This window comes from Bacillus sp. AK124, assembly GCF_053903085.1.
Map to the genome: position 1 here is coordinate 2,632,383 of NZ_CP096378.1, position 25,058 is coordinate 2,657,440.

The 25,058-nt window shown below is 47.3% G+C and carries 27 protein-coding genes; 3 read left to right on the plus strand and 24 right to left on the minus strand.

Annotation, left to right across the window (positions count from 1 at the left end; all coding sequences use genetic code 11):
• Positions 1-24: 24 nt before the first annotated feature.
• From murB to M1E06_RS13200, 13 genes are all read right to left on the minus strand, one after another.
• The gene (murB, locus tag M1E06_RS13140) at positions 25-936 is read right to left on the minus strand and encodes a UDP-N-acetylmuramate dehydrogenase (protein ID WP_020451303.1); all 912 of its coding nucleotides are present in this window, start codon (positions 934-936) and stop codon (positions 25-27) included.
• A gap of 28 nt (positions 937-964) precedes the next feature.
• Positions 965-2,065, minus strand: a complete 1,101-nt coding sequence (gene murG / locus M1E06_RS13145) for an undecaprenyldiphospho-muramoylpentapeptide beta-N-acetylglucosaminyltransferase (RefSeq protein ID WP_020451302.1) — start codon at positions 2,063-2,065, stop codon at positions 965-967.
• A gap of 71 nt (positions 2,066-2,136) precedes the next feature.
• Positions 2,137-3,237 (minus strand): stage V sporulation protein E, encoded by a 1,101-nt coding sequence (gene spoVE / locus M1E06_RS13150; protein ID WP_020451301.1) that lies wholly within the window; start codon positions 3,235-3,237, stop codon positions 2,137-2,139.
• A gap of 52 nt (positions 3,238-3,289) precedes the next feature.
• Positions 3,290-4,645, minus strand: coding sequence for a UDP-N-acetylmuramoyl-L-alanine--D-glutamate ligase (murD, locus tag M1E06_RS13155; protein WP_048350611.1), 1,356 nt, complete (start codon positions 4,643-4,645; stop codon positions 3,290-3,292).
• Positions 4,646-5,620, minus strand: coding sequence for a phospho-N-acetylmuramoyl-pentapeptide-transferase (gene mraY, locus M1E06_RS13160; RefSeq protein ID WP_020451299.1), 975 nt, complete (start codon positions 5,618-5,620; stop codon positions 4,646-4,648).
• Between the two features lie 127 nt (positions 5,621-5,747).
• Positions 5,748-7,214: a UDP-N-acetylmuramoyl-L-alanyl-D-glutamate--2,6-diaminopimelate ligase gene (locus M1E06_RS13165; protein ID WP_020451298.1), complete on the minus strand. Its 1,467-nt coding sequence runs from the start codon at positions 7,212-7,214 to the stop codon at positions 5,748-5,750.
• A gap of 207 nt (positions 7,215-7,421) precedes the next feature.
• On the minus strand, positions 7,422-9,356 hold the full coding sequence (locus M1E06_RS13170) for a stage V sporulation protein D (protein WP_020451297.1): 1,935 nt from the start codon (positions 9,354-9,356) through the stop codon (positions 7,422-7,424).
• Positions 9,357-9,501: 145 nt separating this feature from the next.
• The gene (locus tag M1E06_RS13175) at positions 9,502-11,637 is read right to left on the minus strand and encodes a penicillin-binding protein (protein WP_456270551.1); all 2,136 of its coding nucleotides are present in this window, start codon (positions 11,635-11,637) and stop codon (positions 9,502-9,504) included.
• Positions 11,638-11,643: 6 nt separating this feature from the next.
• A complete protein-coding gene (ftsL, locus tag M1E06_RS13180; protein WP_020451295.1) occupies positions 11,644-11,997 on the minus strand; it encodes a cell division protein FtsL in 354 nt (117 codons plus the stop codon).
• A gap of 31 nt (positions 11,998-12,028) precedes the next feature.
• Positions 12,029-12,967, minus strand: a complete 939-nt coding sequence (gene rsmH / locus M1E06_RS13185) for a 16S rRNA (cytosine(1402)-N(4))-methyltransferase RsmH (protein ID WP_020451294.1) — start codon at positions 12,965-12,967, stop codon at positions 12,029-12,031.
• A gap of 66 nt (positions 12,968-13,033) precedes the next feature.
• Positions 13,034-13,465 carry a division/cell wall cluster transcriptional repressor MraZ gene (gene mraZ, locus M1E06_RS13190; protein ID WP_009328555.1) on the minus strand — a complete coding sequence of 144 codons (432 nt, stop codon included), beginning with the start codon at positions 13,463-13,465 and terminating at the stop codon, positions 13,034-13,036.
• A gap of 125 nt (positions 13,466-13,590) precedes the next feature.
• The gene (gene bshC, locus M1E06_RS13195; protein WP_456270550.1) at positions 13,591-15,207 is read right to left on the minus strand and encodes a bacillithiol biosynthesis cysteine-adding enzyme BshC; all 1,617 of its coding nucleotides are present in this window, start codon (positions 15,205-15,207) and stop codon (positions 13,591-13,593) included.
• A 78-nt stretch (positions 15,208-15,285) separates the two neighbouring features.
• Positions 15,286-16,173 carry a 2-dehydropantoate 2-reductase gene (locus M1E06_RS13200; protein ID WP_026579764.1) on the minus strand — a complete coding sequence of 296 codons (888 nt, stop codon included), beginning with the start codon at positions 16,171-16,173 and terminating at the stop codon, positions 15,286-15,288.
• Between the two features lie 182 nt (positions 16,174-16,355).
• On the opposite strand from M1E06_RS13200, the gene M1E06_RS13205 reads away from it, so the two are divergent.
• Positions 16,356-16,835, plus strand: a complete 480-nt coding sequence (locus M1E06_RS13205) for an N-acetyltransferase (protein WP_020451291.1) — start codon at positions 16,356-16,358, stop codon at positions 16,833-16,835.
• Between the two features lie 36 nt (positions 16,836-16,871).
• Here M1E06_RS13205 and gerR read toward each other — a convergent pair whose 3' ends face one another.
• The 3 genes from gerR to M1E06_RS13220 all read right to left on the minus strand — a co-directional run bounded on the left by gerR (position 16,872) and on the right by M1E06_RS13220 (position 18,338).
• Positions 16,872-17,477 carry a sporulation-specific transcriptional regulator GerR gene (gene gerR / locus M1E06_RS13210; protein ID WP_020451290.1) on the minus strand — a complete coding sequence of 202 codons (606 nt, stop codon included), beginning with the start codon at positions 17,475-17,477 and terminating at the stop codon, positions 16,872-16,874.
• 148 nt (positions 17,478-17,625) lie between these two features.
• Positions 17,626-17,799, minus strand: coding sequence for a 50S ribosomal protein L32 (gene rpmF / locus M1E06_RS13215; protein ID WP_003181522.1), 174 nt, complete (start codon positions 17,797-17,799; stop codon positions 17,626-17,628).
• Positions 17,800-17,822: 23 nt separating this feature from the next.
• Positions 17,823-18,338, minus strand: coding sequence for a YceD family protein (locus M1E06_RS13220; protein ID WP_020451289.1), 516 nt, complete (start codon positions 18,336-18,338; stop codon positions 17,823-17,825).
• 217 nt (positions 18,339-18,555) lie between these two features.
• Between M1E06_RS13220 and M1E06_RS13225 the strand changes: the two genes are divergently transcribed.
• On the plus strand, positions 18,556-19,806 hold the full coding sequence (locus tag M1E06_RS13225; RefSeq protein WP_020451288.1) for a nucleotidyltransferase: 1,251 nt from the start codon (positions 18,556-18,558) through the stop codon (positions 19,804-19,806).
• 19 nt (positions 19,807-19,825) lie between these two features.
• On the opposite strand, the gene M1E06_RS13230 is transcribed toward M1E06_RS13225, so the two are convergent.
• Positions 19,826-20,848, minus strand: a complete 1,023-nt coding sequence (locus M1E06_RS13230) for a SepM family pheromone-processing serine protease (RefSeq protein WP_020451287.1) — start codon at positions 20,846-20,848, stop codon at positions 19,826-19,828.
• 322 nt (positions 20,849-21,170) lie between these two features.
• Between M1E06_RS13230 and ylbJ the strand changes: the two genes are divergently transcribed.
• On the plus strand, positions 21,171-22,391 hold the full coding sequence (ylbJ, locus tag M1E06_RS13235; RefSeq protein WP_020451286.1) for a sporulation integral membrane protein YlbJ: 1,221 nt from the start codon (positions 21,171-21,173) through the stop codon (positions 22,389-22,391).
• 8 nt (positions 22,392-22,399) lie between these two features.
• On the opposite strand, the gene coaD is transcribed toward ylbJ, so the two are convergent.
• The 7 genes from coaD to M1E06_RS13270 all read right to left on the minus strand — a co-directional run bounded on the left by coaD (position 22,400) and on the right by M1E06_RS13270 (position 25,056).
• Positions 22,400-22,894 (minus strand): pantetheine-phosphate adenylyltransferase, encoded by a 495-nt coding sequence (gene coaD, locus M1E06_RS13240; protein ID WP_020451285.1) that lies wholly within the window; start codon positions 22,892-22,894, stop codon positions 22,400-22,402.
• Entirely contained in the window at positions 22,887-23,453 is a 567-nt protein-coding gene (gene rsmD / locus M1E06_RS13245) for a 16S rRNA (guanine(966)-N(2))-methyltransferase RsmD (protein WP_020451284.1), read from the minus strand. Before rsmD ends, coaD begins: the two co-directional genes overlap by 8 nt.
• A 48-nt stretch (positions 23,454-23,501) precedes the next feature.
• Complete coding sequence (locus M1E06_RS13250) at positions 23,502-23,636, minus strand: hypothetical protein (protein WP_256163752.1); 135 nt, start codon at positions 23,634-23,636, stop codon at positions 23,502-23,504.
• 108 nt (positions 23,637-23,744) lie between these two features.
• Positions 23,745-24,017 carry a YlbG family protein gene (locus M1E06_RS13255; RefSeq protein WP_009328559.1) on the minus strand — a complete coding sequence of 91 codons (273 nt, stop codon included), beginning with the start codon at positions 24,015-24,017 and terminating at the stop codon, positions 23,745-23,747.
• A gap of 70 nt (positions 24,018-24,087) precedes the next feature.
• Positions 24,088-24,537, minus strand: a complete 450-nt coding sequence (locus M1E06_RS13260; RefSeq protein WP_020451283.1) for a YlbF family regulator — start codon at positions 24,535-24,537, stop codon at positions 24,088-24,090.
• A gap of 72 nt (positions 24,538-24,609) precedes the next feature.
• Complete coding sequence (locus M1E06_RS13265) at positions 24,610-24,738, minus strand: hypothetical protein (protein WP_256163750.1); 129 nt, start codon at positions 24,736-24,738, stop codon at positions 24,610-24,612.
• A 78-nt stretch (positions 24,739-24,816) separates the two neighbouring features.
• On the minus strand, positions 24,817-25,056 hold the full coding sequence (locus tag M1E06_RS13270) for a YlbE-like family protein (protein WP_020451282.1): 240 nt from the start codon (positions 25,054-25,056) through the stop codon (positions 24,817-24,819).
• Between the last annotated feature and the right edge of the window lie 2 nt (positions 25,057-25,058).

Genomic DNA, 25,058 nt, shown 5'->3' on the forward strand with positions numbered 1-25,058 from the left:
GGCGATCTGAAGTAGAGAGGCCGTTTACCGTTTTTCTCCGATAATTTCGACCTCAGTGTGCATGTCGATATCGTATTTTTCTTTAATCGTTTTTTGAATGAATGCAATCAAATCCAGGACGTCTTGTGCTGTTGCGCCGCCTGCGTTGACGATAAAATTGCCGTGCATCTCTGAAACCTTTGCCCCGCCGATCTGATGGCCTTTCAAACCAGCCTCATCTACTAGCCGGCCCGCATGTTCAGGCAGCGGGTTTCTGAAGATGCTCCCTGCGCAAGGGTTGGACACAGGCTGCGTTTCTTTTCGGTAGTCTTTGTTTTTCTGCATTTGCGCAACGATCTCATCGCGTTCTTTTTGCTCCAGCTGGAGAACGGCTTCAAGACATATGCCCGGCCGCTCGTTTTGCAGGATGGACGTGCGGTAGCTGAACGCCATCTCTTCATTCGTCAGCCAATCGATCGTTCCGTCTTCAAACAGGATCAATGCTTTCACCAATACCCTGCTGATATCAGAACCGTGGGCTCCGGCATTCATGTAAACCGCTCCGCCGACCGAACCCGGAATGCCCGCGGCAAACTCGAGGCCGGAAAGCCCTTTTTTGCTGATGCCTGTCGCAAGCCTTACGACAGAGTAGCCGCCGCCGACCGTTACTTGCTCGCCGTCGATTTCCATATGGTCAAGCCCCTGTCCGAGCTTGATGACAACGCCTCTTATCCCTTCATCAAGGACAAGAAGATTCGAGCCTCTGCCGATGGCCGTCCACTTGACGCCGTGCTTCTTGATCACCTTCATCGTATCTTTGACAGCTTGAATGTTTTTCGGAACCACCAGCACGTCAGCCGGTCCTCCGATTTTAATCGTAGTATGGTTGCTGAGCGGCTCGTTTTCCAGAACTTTGCCGACTTCAAGTTCTTTTAATTCTTGTATCACCTTATCCATCGAAAACCTCCAAAATCCTTCTGTCTTATCATTTTGCATGATGTTTCAGTTCTTTCAGCACATTGTACAAGCGTTCGGCCGCGTCCGGCACGCCAAGCGACTTCGCGCGGCTCTTCATCTCTTGCAGCGTCTTTTCGTCTTGTAAAATATGATCGATCGCCTGAATTAAGCGGTCTCCATTAAGCTCTGATTCTTTTAAAACGACAGCGGCGTTCTGCTCTCCTAGTGAGCGTGCGTTCACTTCCTGGTGGTTGGCCGTAACGTACGGACTCGGAATCAATACGCTTGGAATACCGAGCGCGGTGATTTCCGCTATTGTCGTTGCTCCCGCACGTGCCACGACGACTTCGAACTCTTTTAAGTACTCGGGCATTTGATGGAGAAATGGCTGAACGACCATATTCGGAGCGGGGCCTTCTTTTTTAAGCGCAGCTGTTACTTTATCATAGTGAACTTCCCCTGTGACATAAAGAACCTGGTAATCCCGCTTTTTTAATTCGTTTTGCATCGCGATAACCGCTTCATTGATCGGAGTGGCACCGCGGCTGCCTCCGAAAATAAGGACCGTTTTTTTGCCTTCTGAAAGGCCCAAAGTGGTCATGGAACGGCCCCCTTTTATAGAGACGACTTCAGACGCCCTCGGGTTTCCTGTAAAAACAACTTTTTCTGCAGGAAAATGCGGTTTCGCTTCATCAAAACAAATGGCTACCTTATCAACATATTTGGATAAAAACTTATTGGTGAGTCCGGGAAGGCTGTTTTGTTCGTGGATAATCGTCGGAATCCCCAGTTTTGAAGCGGCGTATACCACGGGTCCGCACACGTAGCCGCCCGTGCCGATCACCGCGTCGGGCTTAAACCGTTTTAATTCTTTTTTGCATTCTTTTACACCCTTTAAAAAACGCATGACGGTTTTGACGTTTTCAAATGACAGCTTTCTTTTAAAACCCGTAATTTCAATCGCCTTGAAAGGGATCCCTTCCCGCTCGACGATATTTTTCTCCAGGCCTTTTTCGGTTCCGATATATAAAAACTCAACATCTTCATGATGCCGTTTCACTTCTTTAATAAACGCAAGGGCGGGATAAATATGGCCGCCCGTTCCGCCTCCGCTAACAACAATCCGCATCTGTTCTCCCCCTTATTCCTTATGTACACGCCGATAACCCTGCTATCTCGCAACAGGGTTATCGCCAAAATCTAGTATCTAGAATACCTGCTGACATTCAGCAGCACGCCGACCGCCATAAGCATCAAGGTCAGTGATGAACCGCCATAACTTAAAAACGGAAGCGTGATGCCTGTAACAGGAATCAGGCCGGTCACGACGCCAATATTGATCATAACCTGAATCGCTATCATCGAAATGACGCCGACGGCGACAAAACTGCCGTATAAATCGGGCGCACCGAGCGCGATTCTGATGCCTCTCCATAATAGAACGCTGAAGAGCAAAAGAATCAGCGATCCGCCGATAAAGCCGAGCTCCTCTGATAAAATCGCGAAAATAAAATCTGTCTGCGGCTCAGGCAGATAAAAAAACTTTTGCCTGCTCTGGCCGAGGCCGAGGCCGAACAGCCCGCCGGGCCCCACCGCATAAAGAGACTGAATGATTTGAAAGCCGCTCCCCAAAGGGTCCTCCCAAGGGTTCAAGTATGAAGTGATCCTTTTGATCCGGTACGGCGCCGACAGCACAAGGCCGACAAAGCCGCTCAGACCCAGAAGACCGAGAAAAACGAAGTGTGAAATTCTCGCACCCGCGACGAAGATCATAATGATGCATGTGCCGACCATTACGGTTCCTGTTCCAAGGTCAGGCTGCATCATGATGATCAAAAAAGCTGAAAAGACAATACCCAGCGCCGGCACAAAGCCTTTTCTAAACGATGTAATATTCTTTTGCTTTTCAGATAAAAACTTGGCCAAAAATGCGATCATCGCGAGCTTCATAAACTCGGACGGCTGAATGCTGAAAGCGCCGACTCCGATCCAGCTCCTCGACCCGTTCCGTTCCATGCCGATCCCGGGAACAAGGACGATGATGAGCAGAAAGAAACATACTATGATCAGTATTTTCGCATAAGTTCTCCACGTCCAGTAGTCGACATTCATGATGAAAAACATGGCGATGACCCCGATGCCGGCAAATAAAAGCTGCCGTTTCGCAAAGAAAAAGGAGTCGTCGTATTTGTAAGTCGCCCATACTGCACTGGCGCTGTATACCATAATCAGTCCAATTGTTAAAAGCAATAGCGTAATGATAACCAGCAAAAAATCCGGTGACGTTTTTTTTGTTTGCAAAGCCGAACACCCCAAGCTCTAATTCTTAGGGCTATCTTTACGAGACAAGCCCTTATTTAAGCATATGCACGGCGTTTACAAACATGTCACCACGTTCTTCAAATGTTTTGTACTGATCCCAGCTTGCACAGGCCGGGGACAGAAGAATGACATCTCCTTCGTCTGACAGGCTGAACGCCGCAGTTGCTGCTTGTTCAACATTATCGACACGTTTAACCTGTTGTATTCCCATTTCTTCGGCCAGCTTCTCAAACTTCGGTGCGGTCTTGCCGAATGTGATCACCGCTTTGACAAAAGACATATGCGGCTTTAGTTCATCGAATTCATTTCCGCGGTCAAGCCCCCCTGCCAGCAAAATGACCGGCTTTTGAAAGGCGGACAGCGCTTTTTTGGTCGCAAGAATGTTTGTCGCTTTGCTGTCATTGTAAAACAGTCTGTTTTTGATCGTCGCGACGTATTGCATCCTGTGCTTTACACCGGTAAAGCTCGTCAGCACCTTGCGGACGGCCTCATCGGAGACGCCTGCGGTTTTAACAATGCAAAGGGCGGCCAAAATGTTCTCCAAATTGTGCTCTCCCGGCAAAACGACGTCTTCAAGCGGCATGACCGGTTCACCGTTAAACATGATCACGCCGTCTTTCACGCACGCTCCGCGCTCAAGTGTCCGGCGGACCGAAAAATACACCTTCTCCGCTTTTGAACACTCGGCAAGCCGTACGACTGTCTCATCGTCCAAATTGACAACGGCAACGTCTGTTTCCGATTGATTTCGATAGACCTGCTGTTTGGCAAGCTCATAATTTTGGCGGGAATGGTGATAATCGAGATGGGCATCAAATACGTTTAATAACAATCCGATTTTCGGTCTGAATTGATAAGTCCCCATGAGCTGAAAACTCGACAGCTCTGTCACGATCCATTCGTCTCCGCCGGCCTGATTGGCCACTTCGCTTGCCGCCGTGCCGATATTACCAGCAACGAGCGCTTTTTTCGAATCGGCTTTCAGCATTTCATAAACAAGCGTTGTCGTTGTCGTCTTTCCGTTTGAACCGGTAATGCCGATGAACGGAGCATCTGTCAGATGATAGGCAAGTTCAACCTCCGTCCAGACCGGTATGCCCCGCTTCAGCGCTTCTTCGACCATCACGTTTTCATAGCGGATGCCCGGATTTTTAATCAGAATGTCGATCGAATGAAGATCAAACAGTTCCGTCGGATGAGAGCCGCAGACGACTTCCACCCCTTTTTCCGCGAGAATCCGCGCAGGTTCATTCTCCTCAAAAGGCAGCTGGTCATTCACGACAACCTTTACGCCTTTTTCATGAAGGATCGAAGCGGCAGCATATCCGCTTTTCGCCAGCCCCAGTACGAGCACATTTTGATTTTGCAATAAATCTTGAGTATCCACTTATAACCACACCTCGATGTAAATTCCTAAGACGGCAAGCAGAAGTCCCGCTGTCCAAAAAGTGACGACAACTCTCCACTCAGACCATCCGACAAGTTCGTAATGATGGTGAAGAGGGCTCATTTTGAAAATTCGTTTGCCGGTCGTTTTAAATGAAATGACCTGCAAAATGACGGACAGCGTTTCAATGACGAATACGCCGCCGATGATGACAAGCAGGATTTCCAGTTTCGTTAAAATCGCGATCGTCACAATCGCCCCTCCGAGGGCAAGCGATCCTGTATCTCCCATAAAGACTTTCGCGGGGTGCGCGTTAAACACAAGAAATCCCAACACCGCTCCGACAACAGCAACCGCGAAAATGGCGACATCGTATTGCGACTGGTTCCATGCCAAAATTGCAAACGCACCGAACGCGATGGCAGCAGTACCAGACAACAGCCCGTCAAGCCCGTCAGTCAGGTTGACAGCATTTGAACCGCCGACAAGCATAAAGATGACGAGCACCGGATAAATCCAGCCGAAATCAAATGACAGCTCTGTTCCCGGAATGCGGATGTCAGTCGGCAGCCCTTGGAAGTGGTAGACGGCATAGAATACCAGAGCAATCACGATTTGGCCGATCAGTTTTTGTTTGGATGTGAGTCCAAGGTTGCGCTTCATCACGACTTTAATATAATCATCCAAAAAGCCGAGCAAGCCGTATCCAACCGTAACAAACAAGAGAAGGATCATGTTCATGCTGACTTCGGAAAATTTCATTGTCATGACAATGGTCGTCGCGATAATCGACAATATGATCATGACGCCGCCCATCGTCGGCGTTCCCGATTTTTTCTGATGGGATTTCGGACCTTCCTCACGGATGCTCTGCCCGAATTTCAGCCTTCTTAAAAACGGAATGAAAATCGGAGATAAAAGAACGCTGATTAAAAAGCCCATGATAATGGTAAATAAAATTACTTGTTCGAGCATCGTTCTTCTCTCCTTTCCGCGTGATATAAGTAGCAGCATACGCATTTATCATATTCACTGTTTTTTTTCATATGTTGATTTATTTCATCCATCATTTCAACAACTCTTTCCTGTAGTTCTTTTTCGGTTATTTCAGCTCAAGAATGGCTCTTTTGGCCACCTCAGCATCATCAAAATCAAAGGTTTGACCGCCGATCTGCTGATAGGTTTCATGGCCTTTGCCTGCGATCAGGACGACATCGCCTTTTTTGGCGTTTGCAATGGCAAAAAAGATCGCCTGCTCACGGTTGACGATGCTGTGATAGTAAGCCCCTTTTACGCCTTCCTCCATATCGTTTAAAATGGCGAGCGGGTCTTCGCTTCTCGGATTATCGGCTGTAAAGACCGGTTCATCGGCAAGGTCAACGGCAATTTTCGCCATTTTCGGACGCTTCGTCTTATCGCGGTCCCCTCCGCAGCCGACGACGACAAACAGCTTTCCTTCCGTTAAGCCTCTGCACGTGTTCAAGACATTTTCGAGGCTGTCAGGAGTATGGGCATAGTCGACGATTACCGGAAAGTCCTGGCCGGCGTCCACAAGCTCAAATCTTCCTCTGACGCCTTTCAGCCCTTCAATTCCTTCTGTGATCGTGGCAAACGGGATATCCGCTGCTAGTGCGATCCCCGCGGCCGTTAAAACATTGTAGACGTTAAAGAGGCCGACAAGCGGAATCGTTACTTGTGCAGTACCTTTGGGCGTCACCAGATCAAAGGTTGTCCCTTTCGGAGCCATTTTGATATTTTCAGCCATGACATCGGCATCGTTTTGAATTCCGTATGTCAAAAGGTGTGCTGACGTCACTTGGGCGAAATACGCTGAAGCAGGGTCATCCGCATTCAGCACGGCCCACTTCGGTGTATCGTGGTTAAAAGATCCGCCGAGCTGAGAGAAAAGCAGACTTTTCGCATGTTTATATTCTTCCATTGTCCGGTGGTAGTCAAGGTGGTCCTGAGTCAGGTTCGTAAATGCGGCGATATCGTAATCACACCCGTGGACCCGGCCCATGTGGAGAGCGTGTGAAGACACTTCCATGACGGCTGTATCCACATCCTGATCAACCATTTTTCTAAACGTTTTTTGAAGTGTGACGCTTTCCGGCGTCGTATTTTTTGCATCGAACGTTTCGTCATGGATTTTCGTGTACATCGTGCCGATCAGTCCTGTGCGGCTCCCGGCTTTTCTAAAGATCTCCTCCACCATGTGAGAAGTCGATGTCTTGCCGTTTGTGCCTGTAATGCCGATCAGCTTCAGCTGCTTCGTCGGCTGTCCGTAAAAGGCGTCCGACAGCACGGCAAGCGCTCTCTTCGTATGGCGGACGATGATCACCGGCACATCGGCGTCAACTTCCCTTTCCGCCACGATAGCGGCAGCCCCTTTTTCAGCGGCTTGCCGGGCGTAGTCATGCCCGTCGACTGTATAGCCTTTTATACAAACAAAAAGACTCCCTGTCTTGACTTCCCTGGAGTCCATCTCAATTGAAGTTATATCAGGGTCTTCTTGGCCGGCATAGGAAGGTGCATTTTTTAAATATGTAAGAAGCTTTGTTAATTTCATCGTATCAAACCTCTCAAGTCTAATCATTCTTCATTCGTTGTCATATGTTCCTGCGTTGATTAACCGCACGAGCTGCATGCAGACATACAGTTCATATTTTAGCGTAAAAAAGAGGATACATCCAGCTAATCCTTTAAAATCTATATATTTTTTAGGAGGAACGGCCCCCGGACATCAGCCGGTTGCCGCTCCTTATCATGATCCGAATTAATCAGAGGCTCCGTCTTTATTGTCAAGGTAAATGCGAATGGTCGATCCTTCTTTTACTTTTTCGCCCGGCTTAGGGGACTGCTGAACGACGACATCGCCTTTTCCGGAAGCTTTCAGCCTGAGGTTGATCAGCAATGGTTCAAGCTCTGTCACGGAAAGCCCTATAAGGTTCGGGACCTCGATCAGCTTTTTGTCCAGCCATTGATATTTGCGTTCAATCTGATCTTTCCGCTTCTTAACGCCGAGCTGTGGAAGGCTGTCTCTCATGATGTTTCCGACGATCGGCGCTGCAACTGTACCCCCGAATTGAATCGTGCCTTTCGGATTGTCGACGGCGACGTAAACGACGATGCTCGGATCATCTGAAGGAGCCGTTCCGATAAACGAGACGATGTGATTGTTTTTTAAATATTTCCCGTCCTTGACTTTTTGCGCCGTACCGGTTTTGCCGCCCACCCGGTAGCCGTCGACAAAAGCGTTCCGCCCCGTCCCCTGGGCGACAACGCTCTCCAGCGCGTACCGGATCTGTTTCGATGCCTCTTCAGAAATCACTTTTCTTTTGGCGATCGGCGTCTGTTTTTTCACTGTTTGTTTTGTTACGGGATCAATCCACTCTTTGGCAATATACGGCGTATACAGCGTTCCGCCGTTGACAGCTGCAGAAACAGCTGCGACCTGCTGGATCGGTGTCACCGATACCCCCTGGCCGAAAGCGGTTGTCGCCTGCTCTACAGGACCGACGCGGTCAAGCGGGAATAAGATGCCCGTTCCTTCGCCTTGTAGATCGATCCCGGTTTTTTGTCCGAAGCCGAAATTTTTAATGTAGCTGAACAGTTTTTCTTTGCCGAGCCGCTGACCAAGCTCAACAAATCCCGGGTTGCACGAATTTTGGACGACTTCAAGAAACGATTGTGCGCCGTGTCCGCCGCGCTTCCAGCATTTCAGCCTTGCGCCGTCCACTTCAACGGAACCCTTATCATAGAAGTGATCTTTTTGGAGGTTGACTTTGTTCTCTTCCAAAGCTGCGGCAAGCGTGATGATTTTAAAAGTCGAACCGGGCTCATATGTGCTCCATACAGGCAAGTTCCGATTATAGACTTTAGGATCGATTGATTTGTAGTTTGCGGGGTCAAAGTCCGGCCGGCTGACCATCGCCAATATCTCCCCGTTTTTCGGGTTCATCGCAACACCGACCATTCCGTCCGGGTTATACTTCGCTTCTGCGATATCAAACTCCCGCTCCATAATCGTCTGCACCTTTGAATCAATCGTCAGCTTCATATCAAGCCCGTCTTTCGGCGGTGTATAGTCATCCGCCTCCCCCGGCATCCTCTTGCCTTTTGCATCAGAATAAAATTTCACATAGCCCTTTTCACCTTTCAACTCTTTGTCATAAAAAGCTTCGAGGCCAAGCAGACCCTGGTTGTCAATGCCCGCGAATCCGAGCACATGGGACAGATAGCTGCCGAACGGGTAATGGCGGATCGAATCTTCTGCAATGTATACGCCTTTCAAGTTGAGATCTCTGACTTCTTTTGCTTTCTCATGGGAAATTTTCCGGCCCTCGGGATTAATCCTTTCAATTGACGTTTTTTTCGTGACATGTTTGTACGCTTTTTCTTCCGACATATTCAACACGCTGGCCAGCAGTTTGCTCGTTTTGATCGGATTTTCAACCTGCCTCGGTACAACCAAAACCGATGGCGCGCTTTGGTTTGTCGCCAGCTTGACGCCGTTCCTGTCCAATATTTCGCCCCTTTCCGGCTCAAAAGGAAGGTTCCGGCTCCACGAATCTTTAGCTAATGTCGTCAGTTTATCCCCCAGAACGAACTGAACGTATCCGAGCCTTGTATCAATAATCAAAAAGATGATCACACCAAAAAGCAGAACGAATATTAAACGTTTTCTGACCGTTACATTGGAAACGCGCAAGAGACCGTTCACTCCTTATTTAGGCTTGTTTCATTTTATGCCTTGGAGCGTTTTGATAGAACGGCCCTTATTTTTATATGCTCAGGAGGCGCCGCGCCCAAACGGAAGGCTATCGACTCTGAGCCGATAGCCTTTTAGACGGGATCTATTCGTTTTTCAATCTGACTTTTACGACCGAGTTGGCTTTTAATTCTTTGCCTGCTTTTACATTTTGGCTTTTCACATAACCCTGGCCGCTCGTTTCGATATGAATGCCTGCCATGGCGCCGAAGCGGAGAGCGTCACGCTTTGACCAGCCCGTCATATCAGGCAGTGTGATTTTCCCGTCGGCCTTCAGGAAGACCCTCTGATTCGGCAGGACGGCTTCTCCCGCTTTCGGGTACTGTTCTTTCACAGCCAAGCCATCGCCGATCGTAACCGGAACAAGGCTGCTGTTTTGCGCCTCTTTTTCGGCGGATTTGGCTCGTTTGCCGGTGAAATCAGGCATTTCCAGCTGTTTTTCTTCCTGCTTTTCTTCTTTTTTGGTCTCTGTCGGTGTGATATTTAAATAGTGAAGACTGTTTTTCATCACCGGATTGAAAATTTTTGATACCGGAGCAGAACCTGTTTCCGTAGCCTTTAATTGCGGCTGCTGTACGGCTACATAAACGAGAAGCTGCGGATCGTCCTTCGGCGCCATGCCCATGAAGGAGAACACGTAGTTTTCGCGGCCGGTCAAATATCTGCCGTCTTCTCCGGCAATTTGCGCCGTACCGGTTTTTCCGGCGACATCAAATCCTTCGATCTTGTACGGCTTCCCCGTCCCTTTATCAGATGTGACGACTTTTCCCAACAGGTCGCGCACTTCTTTTGCCGTTTTGGCAGAGATCGGCTGTCCGACTTTTTCCGGTTTATTTTGATAAATCGTTTTGTTTTTGTCAGAATCAACGACATGATCGATGACATAAGGCTTCATCATTTTTCCGTTATTCGCGATCGCTGTCGCGGCCTGAAGCTGCTGGATCGGCGTGACCGCTGAACTTTGACCAAAGGCAGTTGATACTTTATCACGCAAATATTCAAAATTGATTTTGCTGTTCGCTTCTCCAGGCAGGTCGATGCCCGTTTTGTCGTAAAAATGGAACTTCCGCAAATATTGATTGAAGCGGTCTGTGCCGAGTTTATCATTGGCAAGGATCGCAAACGCGACGTTTGAGGAGCGTTCAACACCTTCATTAAATGTGATCGGGCCCCAGCCGTTGCCGCCATTATGGTCTTTAATCGGCTTATCTTTTTTAGACACCGAATATGATCCAGACTTGTATTGTTCTCCTCCATTATATACGCCTTCTTGGATGGCTGCCGCCAATGTGAAAATCTTCATCGTCGAGCCTGGCTCAAAGCTGTAGGAGACAAGGTCGTTGTAATAGTTCGTGACATCGCGCACGTTCGGGTTGAAGCTCGGCCTTTGCCCCATCGCGAGCACTTTGCCCGTTTTCGGATCAACGACCGCCGCCATAATCTTCTTCGGCTTGTATTCTTTTTGGACGGTCGTCATGCTGTCTTCCAAAAACGCCTGGATTTTTTGATCGATCGTCAAATACACGTTGTCTCCGTTGTTTGGCGCTTTAATATTTTCGTTGCTGTTCGGCAGGCGCCAGCCCGTTCTGTCGGTGTCGTACGTCATGTATCCGTCCGTTTCTTTCAAATAATCGTTGAGCGTTTTTTCAAGGCCCATCATGCCTTGCATTTCACCTGTTTTTGCGTTGATCTGCGAATAGCCGATGAGATTGGAAGCGAAGATTCCGTTTGGATAGTAGCGCTTCGTATCGCGGGTGAACACGATGCCAGGCAGCTTCAGCTTTTCGATTTTTTCTTTTTGGGCATATGTCAAATCCTGCCCCGCCGATCCGAATTCAACCTGAAACGCTCCTTTTTTATTGAGAATATCGAGCACTTTCCCCTCATCCATACCGAGAATCGGCGCAAGCTTCTCAGCCGTCAGCTGCTTGTTTTTCACGTATTGAGGTTCCATCTTTTTGCTCATAATCGCGACGAGCTTGTATGTCGAAGTGTCTTCGGCAAGCACTTTTCCGTTCCGGTCAAGGATCGATCCCCGGTGGGCTTCGATCGTCCGCTTTTTCTCATACTGTTCGTTCGCCTTCTGTGCAAGAACTTCGCCGTTCACTTTTCCCGTCGCTTGAATAAACGCAAATCGTCCTACGATAACAAAGAAAAAGAGGGCAAAACAAATACTGAGTATTGCCGCTCCTCTGTTCATGAATTTATTTTTTTTCGGCATTGTGCATCATTCCTGTATGTCTTTCACTTTTTTATCACCTAATTTAAGGCCTTTTTTCCGGGCGATGTCCATGATACGGTCCGGCTCTTTCAGCATATCGGCTTCTTTTTCGAGGTCACCAACTCTGCTGCTTTCCGTTTCAACCTTCTTTTCGAGCTTTTGAATTTCAATATTGGTCTGATACGCGGCAAAAGCCTTTGAAATCATAAAAAGTGAAGCGCTGAGTACAGCCAGGGCAAAAAGCACAATCAGTACCTTTTCCCCAAGCGTTATCGATGCTCTTCTCCGGATGATAACGGATTGTTCTGCACTGTTTGTCTGTCGTTGCTGTTTTTCTACTTTATAAGCCAAATTGCTCATAGACTGATGACCTCCTTTTAATTCGTACAGCTCACTCTCGTGCTTTTTCCGCGATGCGCAGCTTCGCTGAGCGCGCACGGTTATTGTGTTCAAGCTCCTCTTCAGAAGCTGTGATCGGCTTTCTGTTGACTAACTTTAATTTCGGTTCAAACTCCTTGGGGATCACGGGCAGTCCGTGAGGCAGTTCAGGAGGCGATGACATCTCTTTAAATGTCGATTTGCAGATCCGGTCTTCCAGCGAGTGGAACGTGATGACCGATACCCTTCCGCCCGGCTTCAGTACCTCAATCGCCTGTAAAAGCGCTTCTTCAAACACTCTCAATTCATCGTTTACCGCAATTCGAATCGCCTGGAAGATCCGTTTAGCCGGATGCCCGCCGCTTCTTCTTGCCGGTGCGGGAATCGCCTCTTTGATGATATCGACAAGCTGGCCTGTTGTTTCAATAGCCGATTGTTCTCTTGCTTTTTCGATTTTCCTGGCGATTTGCTTGCTGAACTTCTCTTCTCCGTATTTAAAGAAGATTTTCACGAGATCCTCATAAGGCCATTCATTGATGACTTCCTTTGCCGAAAGGCCCGCCGACAGGTCCATTCGCATATCAAGAGGTGCATCATGATGATAGCTGAAGCCCCTTTCAGGTGTATCCAGCTGAGGAGATGAGACGCCTAAATCAAATAAAACACCGTCCACTTTCGTGATGCCGATTTCGTTTAGACGGTCTTTTAAATACCGAAAATTGCTTTTTATGAAAACGACTTGTCCTTCATGATCCGCCAGTTTTTCCTTCGCGTGGCGGAGTGCGGTTTCATCCTGGTCAAAAGCGACCAGCTTTCCTTTTTCAGACAGCTGTGAAAGCAAATATTCGCTGTGACCGGCACCGCCTAATGTACAGTCTACATATGTACCGTCTTCTTTTACATTTAAACCGTCAACTGTTTCTTTTAATAATACTGTTGTATGCTCAAACATTTCTTTACTAGTCCCACCTTTATTCAAATGAACTGATTGCAGAAGCGCCGCATGCGCAAAGATTCATTATATATCAAATCCGATCATGTTTTCAGCTATTTCGGCAAATGAATCTTCCTGCTCTTCTACGTATTGTTCCCAAATCTCTTTGCTCCACAATTCAATTCGATTTGAAACTCCGATGACCACGCATTCCTTCTCAAGCTTTGCATAATTTAAAAGCGGTGATGCAATGTTGATCCGGCCCTGCTTGTCCAATTCGCATTCGGTGGCTCCGGAGAAAAAAAAGCGGGTAAAAGCGCGTGCATCTTTCTTCGTAAGAGGAAGAGCCTTCAGTTTTTCTTCGATGAGTTTCCATTCGGACATCGGGTAGCCAAACAGGCACTGATCAAGCCCGCGCGTCAGAACGAACTGCTCGCCGAGGCCTTCTCTGAATTTCGCCGGAACGATCATGCGGCCTTTTGAATCAATCGTATGCTGGTATTCACCCATAAACATGATCTCGGCCCCCACTTTCGTTCCTCAACTCACCACTATCCACCACTTCTCTCCACAAATTTATTTTACACTGTTTTAGAACAAAAAAAAACCCTGAACTACTCAGGGTTTTTTAAAAAATTATTTCAAAGTTTGACAACTTGATGCATGTTTTGAAATGAATATGGCAAATCCTTGTATTTTTCCAAGAAATTCGGACCGTATTTGTTCAAATAATACACGATGTTCCAAATTCTCTCCTGCGGAGCGTCTAAAGGCTTGATGCTCGTTTGAATTTTGTCAAAATCACGCAAAATGTAGTTTTCTCTTTCTTCAATCCTTTTAATAACCGTTTTCTCCAAAAATTCGAGCTGGTCTTGAATGAAGCCTGAGTTTTTTTCTAAAAGGGGGCCGAGGCTCCCATCGATTTCGAGGGCTTCAGCGCGCACAGCGGAATGGATGTTTTCGATTTTTTCTTTCGCCTGTTTGACCGAATCGGTAAAACCGCTCGGAACCTTATCTTCAAAATACTGCTCTTTTTTGGCGCGGGCTCCCTTTTCAATCGATTCACGGAGTTCGATTCCCCGCTCGCCCAGCTTTTTTTCGATGTGCCGCTCAAGGAATGTAACCTGAAGCCTCGGTATGACAGGCGGCATTTTATAGCCCATAACCTGAAAAGCGCCTTTCAGCTCGCCCCAATAATTGATCTCTCCGGGACCGGCGATGAACGCCAATGTCGGAAGAAGGTATTCCTGCATGAGCGGCCTTGTTACGACATTATTGCTGAACGCTTCCGGCTTTTGGCAGATCAAATCGCAAAGCTCTGCTTCAGACCACTGAAGGTGAAGCTCTTTTATAAAAAACGCCCCGTTTTCTTTTTCGATTAAAAAGCGCTCGCCGTCGTGCTCATAAAAAAGGTTCGCATGCTGTGCGGCTCCTTCGATAATCGGTGGGTAGCCCAGTTGTTGCATGAATTCCTGCTGCCGTTTGACAGAATCGGTCAGCTCGTCGTTTCTGTTCAGCAGCTGCCGGAAAAAACGCGCTTCAAGGGCTCTGATGCCCGGGTCGCCGGAATTCAGAAGGATCAGTCCGTCTTGTTCAAACATGCCGGCAACAAGATATTCGAAAAAATCGGTGAAGGAAAGAGACTGCCTTAAACATCGGCGCAAATGGCTGAGAAGATCATTCGTATACTCCGTTTCTTCAAATGAGGCAAAAATCCCGTCCAGCCACTTTTCAGCTTTTTCGGCATCGAGCGCCGTTTTTGACGCCTGGCTTTTTTTCCAGTGAGACTGCGGGAGCTTGTGCTTTTTCACCTTGCCCCCGTCAGAAATGTAGACGTGATTGATTTCTTCCAGATCGTGGTCTTCCCCCGCAACCCAGAATACCGGAATGACCGGAACGTTCAGCTCTTGTTCTTTTTGCTTTGCAAATACAAGGATCGATACGATTTTATGTATAGTGTAAAGAGGACCTGTTAAAAGGCCGGCCTGCTGCCCTCCGACAACGACGACGCTTTTCGGATCGCGAAGCCGTTCGATTGTTTCATTCATGCTTGCCGATTGAAATTTGCTGTGATAGTCGAGCAAATAGTCAGCTAAAGCATCGCGGTCATACGTCCGGGAGGAAAGGTCATCCAAACGGACACTCCAACTTTCATTGCTCAGGCCGTAATCGAAAAACGGCTCTATCTCCTTTTTTCCATTTATATAGTCTCGAACAAAAGGGTTTTGACTTTGTATGGAAAGTTCAGTAAGCTGCATCTTTAGAACTTCCTTTCTCCAGTAAATAGTTAGCTTTCCGAAACGAGTATAGCACGTTCCGCGATTCGGTCAAAAGATTTAGCTCCATTCGTTTTCAAGCGCCTTGATACTGCGATATAAAAAGGTAAGGTGCGGAGCAGACTCCTCTGACTCTTTTGCCCGCTTCAGCAAATAGCCCATGATCGCATCGGCTTCCGTTTTTCTTCCGGCCAGCACATCGGCAAGCATCGAAGACGTGTTGCTTTTTGTCCGGCGGCAAACGGAAAGAACATGGTCCCATGCTGCTTGGCGGTCTTCAAGTTTCAAAATCCGGCTCGCTTCTTCAAAGACGAGCTTCATATAGGCCTCATACATCGGCTCTTCAAGCAGTGCGCCGTTTTCCACCCGCAAAAGAGCCGTCAGCGGATTGATGCACGCATTGACAATCAATTTTCCAGCGAGGGTCTTATACCAGTCTTCGCACCAAATAAAAGGGAACGCTTCATGAACTGAAGCGAGCTCTTTTTTCAGCCGGGAGGCGGATGGGCTTCGGAACGCGCTCCATTTTACGGCCCCTTTTCCCGTGTGCCGGAATGTGCGGTCATCCACCCTGACTGCGCCGTGTTCCACAGATCCCGTATAAATGCGGTGGCCCGTCTGCCATTTATCAAGCACGGGAATATGGGCCATTCCATTTTGCAGGAACATGATATCACGAGGCGCGGCCTGTTCCAGTTCCGGCAGAACGCCTCCGAGCTGATGCTCCTTTACGGCAACAAAAAGAAGATCGCAGTCAGGATCAAGTTCAGTCCTGCCTCTGACGTTCCTGATCATCTCTTGTTCGTCTTCAAGAAGGCGGATTCCCTTTTCTTCAATCGCTTCAGCCTGTTCCTTTCTCCGAGCGATCACCGTCACTTCATGGCCGAATGAAAAATAGTATGCAAAAAGGAGGCCGACCGAGCCTCCTCCGATGACTCCGATTTTCACATGCTCACACCCTGATTTTTTCATATACTGTATATCATAGCAGAAATGTTCGCCGTTGACTTGTAAGTTGTTTCAAATATTCAGAACCATTTCGCTTCATTATATTAGAAAATTTTTATCATTTGGATTTTTTGAAAAAAGCGTTTACAATAGAAGTAGACCACAAACAAGGGGGTAACATAATGGTCAAAGTCGAACGTTTGCTGATCAATTACAAAACGCTTGAAGAATTTAAAAAGTTCAGGGAGTACGGGATTCAAGAGCTTTCCATGCTGGAGGACCTTGAAAGCAACATGATTGAAAACGACAGCAATTCACCTTTTTACGGCATCTATTACGGGGATCGGCTCGTCGCAAGAATGAGCCTGTATAAAGCGGATGGAAAAACCAACCAATACTTTGAAGAAGGCCAGGATTACCTCGAGCTCTGGAAGCTTGAAGTTTTGCCGGGGTATCAGCGCAACGGCTACGGTACGATGCTGGTGGAGTTCGCCAAATCATTCGGACTCCCGATTCGCACAAGCCCGCGTGTCAAATCATCCGATTTTTGGAGCAAGATGGGCTTTACACCGGTTAAATACGATATGGCCCGGGATAAAGGGGAAAATCCGCTCGTTTGGCATCCTGCGAGCGAACCAAATCAAAGTTCTGAATCAGCCTAAATGAAAAAAGCCGGCCGAAAGCGGATGGCCGGTTTTCTATTTTTCAAGTGGCTCGAGATTTTCATTCGGCTCCGGCTGGAGCTTCACCTTTTTGTTTCGTTCGCCTTCCTGAAGAACGACCATTTTTCGGGCTCTCTCCATGATTTCAATCAAGGCTTTATAGTCCTCTTCCGTCAATTCAAGCCGTTTTTTCAGCGATTGATTTTCGCTTCGCAGCTTTTCAACTTCTTGTTTCAGCTCATTGATTTCTTCAGCGAGCTTTTTCTTCTCATCTATAAAGTCTTTTTGAACAGGGGCTTCTTTCAGCTTTTCAAGGTATTGAATAACATCATCGAGCGTCAGATTTTCCGCATTGCTCCCGGAAACCGTTTTGACAGATCCAGGAAGATTCGCAGAATGGACGCCTATTTTTTTGCGCAGCTCTTTACGCTGCTTTTTTGCCAGTTCAATACCTGATTGGTATTGCTTTCTGACAAAGGAATTCCAGCGGAATCCGCAGGCAGCGGCCGTTCTGCTTAAAGCCTTGCCCACTTCTTCAAAGGCTGAAAGCTGTGTGCCGCCTTCCCGAATGTGCCTTAAAACAACCTCAGCCAGCAATATATCTTCATCCTGTGTCCATGCATCCTGCCTTGTAATCGTCAAATGTTATCCCCCTCCATGACTTTATGAATTTACCTCATACATATGCGGCTGATAGAGTAGATAGACTATTTTCTTTACAGGAAATAAAAGGATGAAGGGAATAAAAAAAACACAAGACCTGAAGTCTTGTGTTTTTCATTGTTGACGATTAGTTGCTTTTTACGTCTTTTCCTTTGTATGATCCACATGCTTTGCAGACGCGGTGTGAAAGTTTCATCTCACCACAGTTTGGGCATTCTACCATACCAGGCACTTGCAATTTAAAGTGTGTACGACGAAGTCTTTTTTTCGTTTTAGAAGTTCTTCTAAAAGGTACAGCCATTATTCCCACCTCCTTAAAGAGCGTTAAGATTCATCATCTTGTTTTAAGAGCTTCTCGAGTCCGGCAAGTCTCGGATCGATCCGGTTTTTCCGGTCATCTTCTGTAATGACCTGCCAATCCTTGCCCTCCTGCGGAGCACCTTCTTCTTTTTGAACAGACTCACAAAAGATTTGCATAGGGATCTCAAGAAGGATTTCTTCTTTCACGACCGGAGTCAAGTCGATGAGGTCATCCTCAACAATATGGACGTCTTCATCTTCCAATTCCTCGGTCTTATGAAATATAAACAGTTCTTTTGTAGAAATACTGAATGGATAACGAACATCAACAAGCGTTCTTGAGCAAGGCAAGATCATCTCGCCTGAAATGGTAAAATCAAATGCAGCCTGCTTTGAGCGGAATTCCGCGCGCCCCTTCACCCGCACCGGTGAAATGCTGCGTATTTCCGAGCTTTGAGAGAGTTCGCTTAAATCAACTGTTTCATCAAATTCAAAGTCTTTCTTCGGCATTTGATTCAGCTGATGTATCGTCCATTTCATTGTATCACCTCTGAGTGAGCAACAAACATGATTATAGCTTTCATCATGTTTTTTGTCAATATTTTTTCTTTACAGATATGCGCCTGCGCTTTTCATTCGTTGACATCGTGAACAACAATTCATACACTTAGAAAAAACGCTGTTTTCGCGAGGCGTCTGGACATTCCATGTGTAAATGTATCATAACTATTTCAAGAGATGCAAGAGAGGTGAAAAAATGAAAGCGGTCGGCCTTGTTGTGGAATACAACCCTTTTCATAACGGACATTTATATCATATAAAGGAAGCAAAATCAGAAACGCGGAGCGAAGTGGCAGTTGCCGTTATGAGCGGCTCCTTTTTGCAGCGCGGCGAACCCGCCATCGTCTCAAAGTGGGCGCGAACGAAAATGGCGCTCGCATCTTATGCCGATGTCGTCGTTGAACTCCCTTACATATTCGCCGTTCAAAAAGCGGAAACGTTTGCTGAAGGCGCCGTCGCGATTTTAAATGAGTTAGGGTGTGCTTCTTTGTTGTTCGGAAGCGAGCACGGCGATATTGAGGCGTTTCTCAATACAGCCGCACATACGATAGAGCACGAAGACGGGCTCAACGAAGAAGCAAAAAAACAAATAGCGTTTGGGCTGAGCTACCCGCAAGCGATGGCAAAGGCGTTCCGGGCTGTAACCGGAGACGGCAGAAACATTGTTGACCTTTCAAAGCCGAACAACATACTCGGATTCCATTATGTGAAAGCCATCGTGCAAAAGCAATTGAGCATGAAGCCTGAAACCGTCAAGCGCCGATCCTCGGGCTATCACGATTCGGCCTTCCCGGAAGCGGACCGAATCGCAAGCGCCACAAGCATACGCAAATCGATCTTTGAAATGGGAAGCCTCGCGAACAGCCGCTTCTACCTTCCAAAGCCATCGATCGACGAGCTTGATGAATACGCCCGGACTTTCGGCATGTGGCACTCGCCCGAAGATTATTTCCCCTTTTTGAAATACAGCCTCCATACAATGGATACAGAAGAGCTGAAAGGGATTTATGAAGTGGAAGAAGGACTTGAGCACCGCGCCAAAAAAGCGATCCGAAAAGCAGGCTCATTTAAGGAATACATGGAGCTTTTGAAAACGAAGCGCTATACATGGACAAGGCTGCAGCGCATGAACACCCATATCCTCACAAAAACGAAGAAAGCCGACGTCAAGCGCATGTTAAGCGAACCGTATCCGGCATACATCAGACTTCTCGGCATGACAAAAAAAGGACAGGCCTATTTAGCGGAAAAGAAAAAAAGCTTGAGCGTACCCCTTATTACAAAGACGGGATCTTTTTCCCACCCTTCCCTTCAGCTCGACATAAAAGCGGGTCAAGTATACAGCGCCCCGCTCAAAGAGCCGGGGCGGACGATGCTGACAGAGCAGGAATATTCCCTTTCGCCGATCAGATATGACGAAGACAGCCGGATATTTTTGCGCAAATAAAACCGCCTGATGTTGCTCATCAGGCGGTTTTCACTTTATCTTCCAAATAATGAATCGCATCATCCATCGTGTCGACAGGGACGATTTTCATATCGGTTTTAATATCTTTTGCCGTTTTGACCGCTTCTTCGTAGTTAGATCCTTTTTTTCCGCCTTCGTTCGGAGCAAAAAAGATGTCGGCTCCCGCCTTATCTGCGGCAACGACTTTCTGGCTGATGCCGCCGATCGGACCGACTTTGCCTTCGTCATCGATCGTTCCGGTTCCCGCAATATGGTGTCCTTTCGTCTCGTCTTCTTTTGTCAGCTGATTATAGATCTCCATTGACATCATCAGCCCCGCCGAAGGACCGCCGATGTTTTCAATGTCCATATCGACCTCCGGCTTCACCTTGACATTGCGGTCTGTGATGAGGGATACGCCAAGCCCGGCTCTCTTCGGATCTTCTTTAAATGTTTTCAGCTTCATCTCATATGTTTTTTCTTCTTTATCCCGTTCAACTACGATTTTCACGGGGTCTCCGGCTTTTTTTGATTCGATGTAGCGGACGAAGCTCTCCGCTGAACGGAACGTTTTTCCGTCAGCTTTTTTAATTTTGTCTCCGACTTGTATTTTTCCTTCTGCAGGCATGCCGCTGACGACCGTCATGGCATATACGCCGTTAAACGTGTAGCTGACTTCTTTTCCGGCCCGCTTATAAGCGGCGATCATCGCATTTTCCTGGGAATCTCTCATCATTTGCAGCTGGCGCTTCATATATTCCTGATCAGATTCGCCTTCTTGTTTGAAATTTTCTTCCGGAAGAATTTCGTGATAAGGGCGCACTTTTGCCCACATGTATGTAAGCGGATTTGCAGGGCCGACTTTCACTGTCATTAAAGAAAAGCTCCCTTTTTCAGGATAGCCGTTATCAACTTTAATTAAAGGTTTCAGCTCAGTCGCTTCGCCGGGTTCTGTGATGTAATAAGGCAGCTTCACAAATGACAGCGCGGCCGTGATGATAACGATCAGTAATGCGATGCGTATAATTCTTTTTTTCAGCATGTATATGTAACCCTCCATCTTTATTTTCACCGGCTCACATCTTCGGTCCGGTTCCAAATTTTCAGCCTGCATGAATTCACAGATGTATGCCATACCTTCTATTGATGCTTATTAAGGAGAAGGGCTTCAGCAAGTCTCAAGCAGCTTCCGGTTCATTTGTATCGCCGATCTGCAATCTGGTGGTCTAAAATGAGGACCAGCCTTCGTATAATGATAAAGAAGTTTCACGGAGAAGGCTTCCGCACAAATCGGGCAAGCTTTTCGTTTATTTTATCATGATCCTGTTTCCAATGTGTATTCACAGCCGCAAAGGGGGTTAGAAATGGACATGTCAAAGGTAAAGACACTTATGATTGCCGTTTTGCTGCTTTCGTTTACAGCCGCCGTCATCACCCATCCGCAAGAATCATTTGACGCTTCTAAAAGTGGACTTGCCATGTGGTGGGAGGTCGTATTCCCTTCCCTTTTGCCTTTTTTTATTTTATCAGAGCTCTTGATCGGATTTGGTGTCGTCAGGTTTGTCGGGCTGCTGCTAGAGCCTTTCATGAGACCGGTGTTCCGCGTTCCCGGCGTCGGAGGGTTCGTGCTTGCGATGGGAATGGCATCAGGAAATCCGGCCGGTGCAAAACTGACTTCAAGGCTGAGACAAGAGCGGCAGATTTCACGGGTCGAAGCAGAGCGGCTCGCTTCGTTCACCAACTCATCTAACCCGCTGTTTATTTTCGGAGCCGTTGCGGTCGGCTTTTTCCATAATCCTTCTCTCGGCGTCGTGCTTGCGGCAGCCCATTATTTGGGCAATTTCGCAGTCGGGTTGACGATGCGTACTTACGGAAGAAAAGAAGAGAACCGCACCGCTGTGCGAAAGAAGCTTCCTTTGCCTTCTATTAAAGAAGCCTTAAAAGCGCTCCATCAGGCAAGACTTGAAGAAAAGCGGCCGCTCGGCAAACTTTTGAGCGATGCTGTCATCTCTTCTGTCCAAACGCTGTTAATGGTGGGCGGCTTCATCATTCTTTTTTCGGTTTTTAATAACATTCTTTCTGTGATGCACATCACCGACATTCTTTCGCACGCCACACGAATGATTTTGACTGCTCTTCAATTCCCCGGTGATTTTGATAAACCGTTATTATCGGGATTGTTTGAAATTACGCTCGGCAGCAAACTGGTCAGTGCTACGGATGCGGCGCTTCTCCAGCAAGCGGTGATTGTCAGCTTTATTTTGGGTTTCAGCGGCTTCTGCGTTCAGGCGCAGGTTGCAGGCATTCTTGCTGAAACCGATATTCGCTTTAAGCCGTTTTTTATCGCCCGCATCCTCCAGGGCATTTATGCAGCGATCTTTGTTCTTATTCTTTGGAAGCCTCTTTATACATCGTTCTATTCTCCGACGGAGCCGGCCTTCTCCTTTCTGACGGCCGGGAAAACGGAATCTTTCTTTCTGCAGATGTGGAACGCGTTGGCAGAGATTGGTCCGCTCCTTACGATCGGCACCCTTCTCATTTACAGCATTCTTTATGCCAAATCTTACGCCCCTGCTAAAAAATGAGCAGCCGGTTACGGCCGCTCATTTTTTGCAAACTTTTTTTCAAGTGCAGCCTCGACCGCTTCCGGCACGAGTTCTGCGACTGAACCTTTATATTTTGCCACTTCTTTGACAATGCTTGAACTAAGGAATGAGTATTGGTTATTCGTCATCATAAAAAACGTTTCAATATTTTCATCAAGCACTTTGTTCATCGAGGTTCCCTGCATCTCGTATTCAAAGTCAGATACCGCTCTAAGCCCTCGCAGGATGACGTTCGCCTGCTTGCTCTTTGCATAATCAATCAATAGCCCCTGGAAAGATTCCACTTGCACATTCGGGATATCCTTCGTCACTTCGCGAAGCAGCCCACAGCGTTCTTCCACCGTAAACAGCGGCTTTTTCGAAGAATTGTTCAAGACGCATACATACACTTTGTCAAACACTTTCGCCCCGCGCCTGATGATATCCAAATGTCCAAAAGTCACCGGATCAAAACTTCCGGGACAAACGGCAATGCTAGCCATCCCCATTCCCTCTCTTTCTGTATATGGTCACGCCTGTTAAGCCGTATATTTCCTGACGGGCAAGCTGAAGTCCGCCCGCCTCGGTCGGAAGGATAACTTCCTTCCCATGCTCAGCTACAATAAAACCTCTGTCAGTCAGCATATCCGCTTCATCAATCTTCGATAAAAGCGCTTCCAGCTTTTGTTCTCGATATGGCGGGTCCAAAAAGACGGCGTCAAAGCTTGCGCCCCTTTTCACCAGCGCATGGAGAGCCCGTTCAGCGTCATTCCTGTATACCTCGGCCCGTTTTTCCAAGCCCAGTGTTTTCAAATTGCCTTTTACGGTTTGAATCGCTTTAAAATCACGGTCGACAAAAATGAAGCGGTCAAACCCCCGCGACAGCGCTTCAATCCCCAATCCGCCGCTTCCCGCGTACAGATCAAGACCCGTGCCGCCTTCAAAATACGGGCCGATCATATTAAAGATGGATTCCTTTACTTTATCAGTCGTCGGCCTTGTCGACGTGCCGGGAACCGCTTTTAAGGCACGTCCCTTATACGTCCCAGAAATCACTCTCATACTTCCACCACTTTTTCTTAAAACTCGAAAAAAATCATTCCTATCTTATCATAAAGTGTTTTCTGGCACAAACACCCAAAGTACAAATTCATATGTATAGCAAAAAGGCTCAGTGGTGATAATAATAGCAACAGCATCGATTGATGTTGTTGCCAACCGCGGAGAAGACTTACGTTTCCCCATAAGTTCTTCCTCCGGTTTCTCCTCTCCCTTTGCCTTCTCCTTGATTTTTAAGGAATAGAAGGACCCCGCAGAGGTATTTCTGCGGGGATTTTTTTAAAATAAAGCAAGTTAGAGCCCGGCTTTATAGTCGTATTCTTTCGCTTTATCCTGCTTGGATTCAAACTCCATTTTCAAGAACGGTTTGTATGAAAGATCCACCTGTTTGACAAAAGAGTACGAACGTATTTTAGCGATGATTCTTTCGGCATCTTCCATATTGCAATAAACCACTACATATTTCAGCCGCTTTGAAACGTAATGAACATTTCCGAATTTCCTGAGCATTTTCGCCTGCTTCAAGGAGTGCAGCCAAACGATTAAGCCTTGACGCCTGATTTCCAAATTGTTCACCTGCCTGTCGCTCTGTGCATGAAGTTCTAAAAAAAACGAGACTCGGGGCGACCGAGCCTCATCAGGAAACTTTACAGCCGCAGCTTCCGCCTGACCCGCAGCCGCCGCCGCAAGATGAAAGATTATCAAAATAAGGGTTTCCAGTCGGTACTTTGATATGTTTTGATACAGCCTGACCGATTTCCACGCTGACTTCATCTAGGATAGATTGCAGCTCGGTTTCCGCCTTTTTAAATTCGGCTACTGTATCGTGAAGGTCAAGCTCCCGTTTGATTTCCCTCATTTTCTTGGATATCTCTTTATAATCAGGATGATACTTGCCAAAGCGCTGCACATCCTCATACTGTTCTTTTATTTTCGTAAACGAAGCGATAATACGTCCGGCCTCTTCATCTTCGCGGAGACGCTTGTAGCATTTTCTGTAATGTTCAGCCGCCTCTGATTGAAGAATCATGTTGGCCAAATCATATGCTTCATTTTGAAGCCGCAACGATTCCATTGTGGCAAACATAGACATGCACCTCCAGCTATAGTGTATCACAAAACAGCCGTTTTCAAAAATGTCTGTGCCGCCTCCAAACTATTATTTTCCAAAAACTTCGCTTGCACAAGCTGCATCGCGCCATTCTGAAACGCCCTTGGGTTTTGGTTTATGGGTGGCGCAGCCGGCCAGCAAGAGGCACAACATGATTACAAGCCAGCACTTTTTCATCACAGATCAACTCCTTTACACCTAGCTTTGCCAGAATGACGCGATTTATCATCATAAAAAAAAGACTCAGGCTTTAAATTAATCCTGAGTGCGCATCGCATGAAACATTTGAAGCATCATCTGGGCCATCTGAATGCCGCCCGATAGCTGGTTGACCCTGTGAGGAATCGTTTTTTCATAAAAGTTCATCATATCGAGATGAAAGGCTGACAAGTCATTCGGATTCCGCGAAAGCTTGCGGTACCAGACCGGCTGCTCACGGATGAACCGGCGGCGCTCTTCATCAGCGAACACATACTCTTGCACTTCTTTACGCATGT

Bases quoted from the DNA above. Each gene is read 5' to 3' on its own strand.
- murB (WP_020451303.1), bottom strand. From the start codon at position 936: ATGGATAAGGTGATACAAGAATTAAAAGAACTTGAAGTCGGCAAAGTT.
- murG (WP_020451302.1), bottom strand. From the start codon at position 2,065: ATGCGGATTGTTGTTAGCGGAGGCGGAACGGGCGGCCATATTTATCCC.
- mraY (WP_020451299.1), bottom strand. From the start codon at position 5,620: ATGCTCGAACAAGTAATTTTATTTACCATTATCATGGGCTTTTTAATC.
- M1E06_RS13165 (WP_020451298.1), bottom strand. From the start codon at position 7,214: ATGAAATTAACAAAGCTTCTTACATATTTAAAAAATGCACCTTCCTAT.
- M1E06_RS13175 (WP_456270551.1), bottom strand. From the start codon at position 11,637: ATGCCGAAAAAAAATAAATTCATGAACAGAGGAGCGGCAATACTCAGT.
- ftsL (WP_020451295.1), bottom strand. From the start codon at position 11,997: ATGAGCAATTTGGCTTATAAAGTAGAAAAACAGCAACGACAGACAAAC.
- rsmH (WP_020451294.1), bottom strand. From the start codon at position 12,967: ATGTTTGAGCATACAACAGTATTATTAAAAGAAACAGTTGACGGTTTA.
- mraZ (WP_009328555.1), bottom strand. From the start codon at position 13,465: ATGTTTATGGGTGAATACCAGCATACGATTGATTCAAAAGGCCGCATG.
- bshC (WP_456270550.1), bottom strand. From the start codon at position 15,207: ATGCAGCTTACTGAACTTTCCATACAAAGTCAAAACCCTTTTGTTCGA.
- M1E06_RS13205 (WP_020451291.1), top strand. From the start codon at position 16,356: ATGGTCAAAGTCGAACGTTTGCTGATCAATTACAAAACGCTTGAAGAA.
- rpmF (WP_003181522.1), bottom strand. From the start codon at position 17,799: ATGGCTGTACCTTTTAGAAGAACTTCTAAAACGAAAAAAAGACTTCGT.
- M1E06_RS13220 (WP_020451289.1), bottom strand. From the start codon at position 18,338: ATGAAATGGACGATACATCAGCTGAATCAAATGCCGAAGAAAGACTTT.
- M1E06_RS13225 (WP_020451288.1), top strand. From the start codon at position 18,556: ATGAAAGCGGTCGGCCTTGTTGTGGAATACAACCCTTTTCATAACGGA.
- M1E06_RS13230 (WP_020451287.1), bottom strand. From the start codon at position 20,848: ATGCTGAAAAAAAGAATTATACGCATCGCATTACTGATCGTTATCATC.
- ylbJ (WP_020451286.1), top strand. From the start codon at position 21,171: ATGGACATGTCAAAGGTAAAGACACTTATGATTGCCGTTTTGCTGCTT.
- coaD (WP_020451285.1), bottom strand. From the start codon at position 22,894: ATGGCTAGCATTGCCGTTTGTCCCGGAAGTTTTGATCCGGTGACTTTT.
- rsmD (WP_020451284.1), bottom strand. From the start codon at position 23,453: ATGAGAGTGATTTCTGGGACGTATAAGGGACGTGCCTTAAAAGCGGTT.
- M1E06_RS13250 (WP_256163752.1), bottom strand. From the start codon at position 23,636: ATGGGGAAACGTAAGTCTTCTCCGCGGTTGGCAACAACATCAATCGAT.
- M1E06_RS13260 (WP_020451283.1), bottom strand. From the start codon at position 24,537: ATGTTTGCCACAATGGAATCGTTGCGGCTTCAAAATGAAGCATATGAT.
- M1E06_RS13265 (WP_256163750.1), bottom strand. From the start codon at position 24,738: ATGAAAAAGTGCTGGCTTGTAATCATGTTGTGCCTCTTGCTGGCCGGC.
- M1E06_RS13270 (WP_020451282.1), bottom strand. From the start codon at position 25,056: ATGCGTAAAGAAGTGCAAGAGTATGTGTTCGCTGATGAAGAGCGCCGC.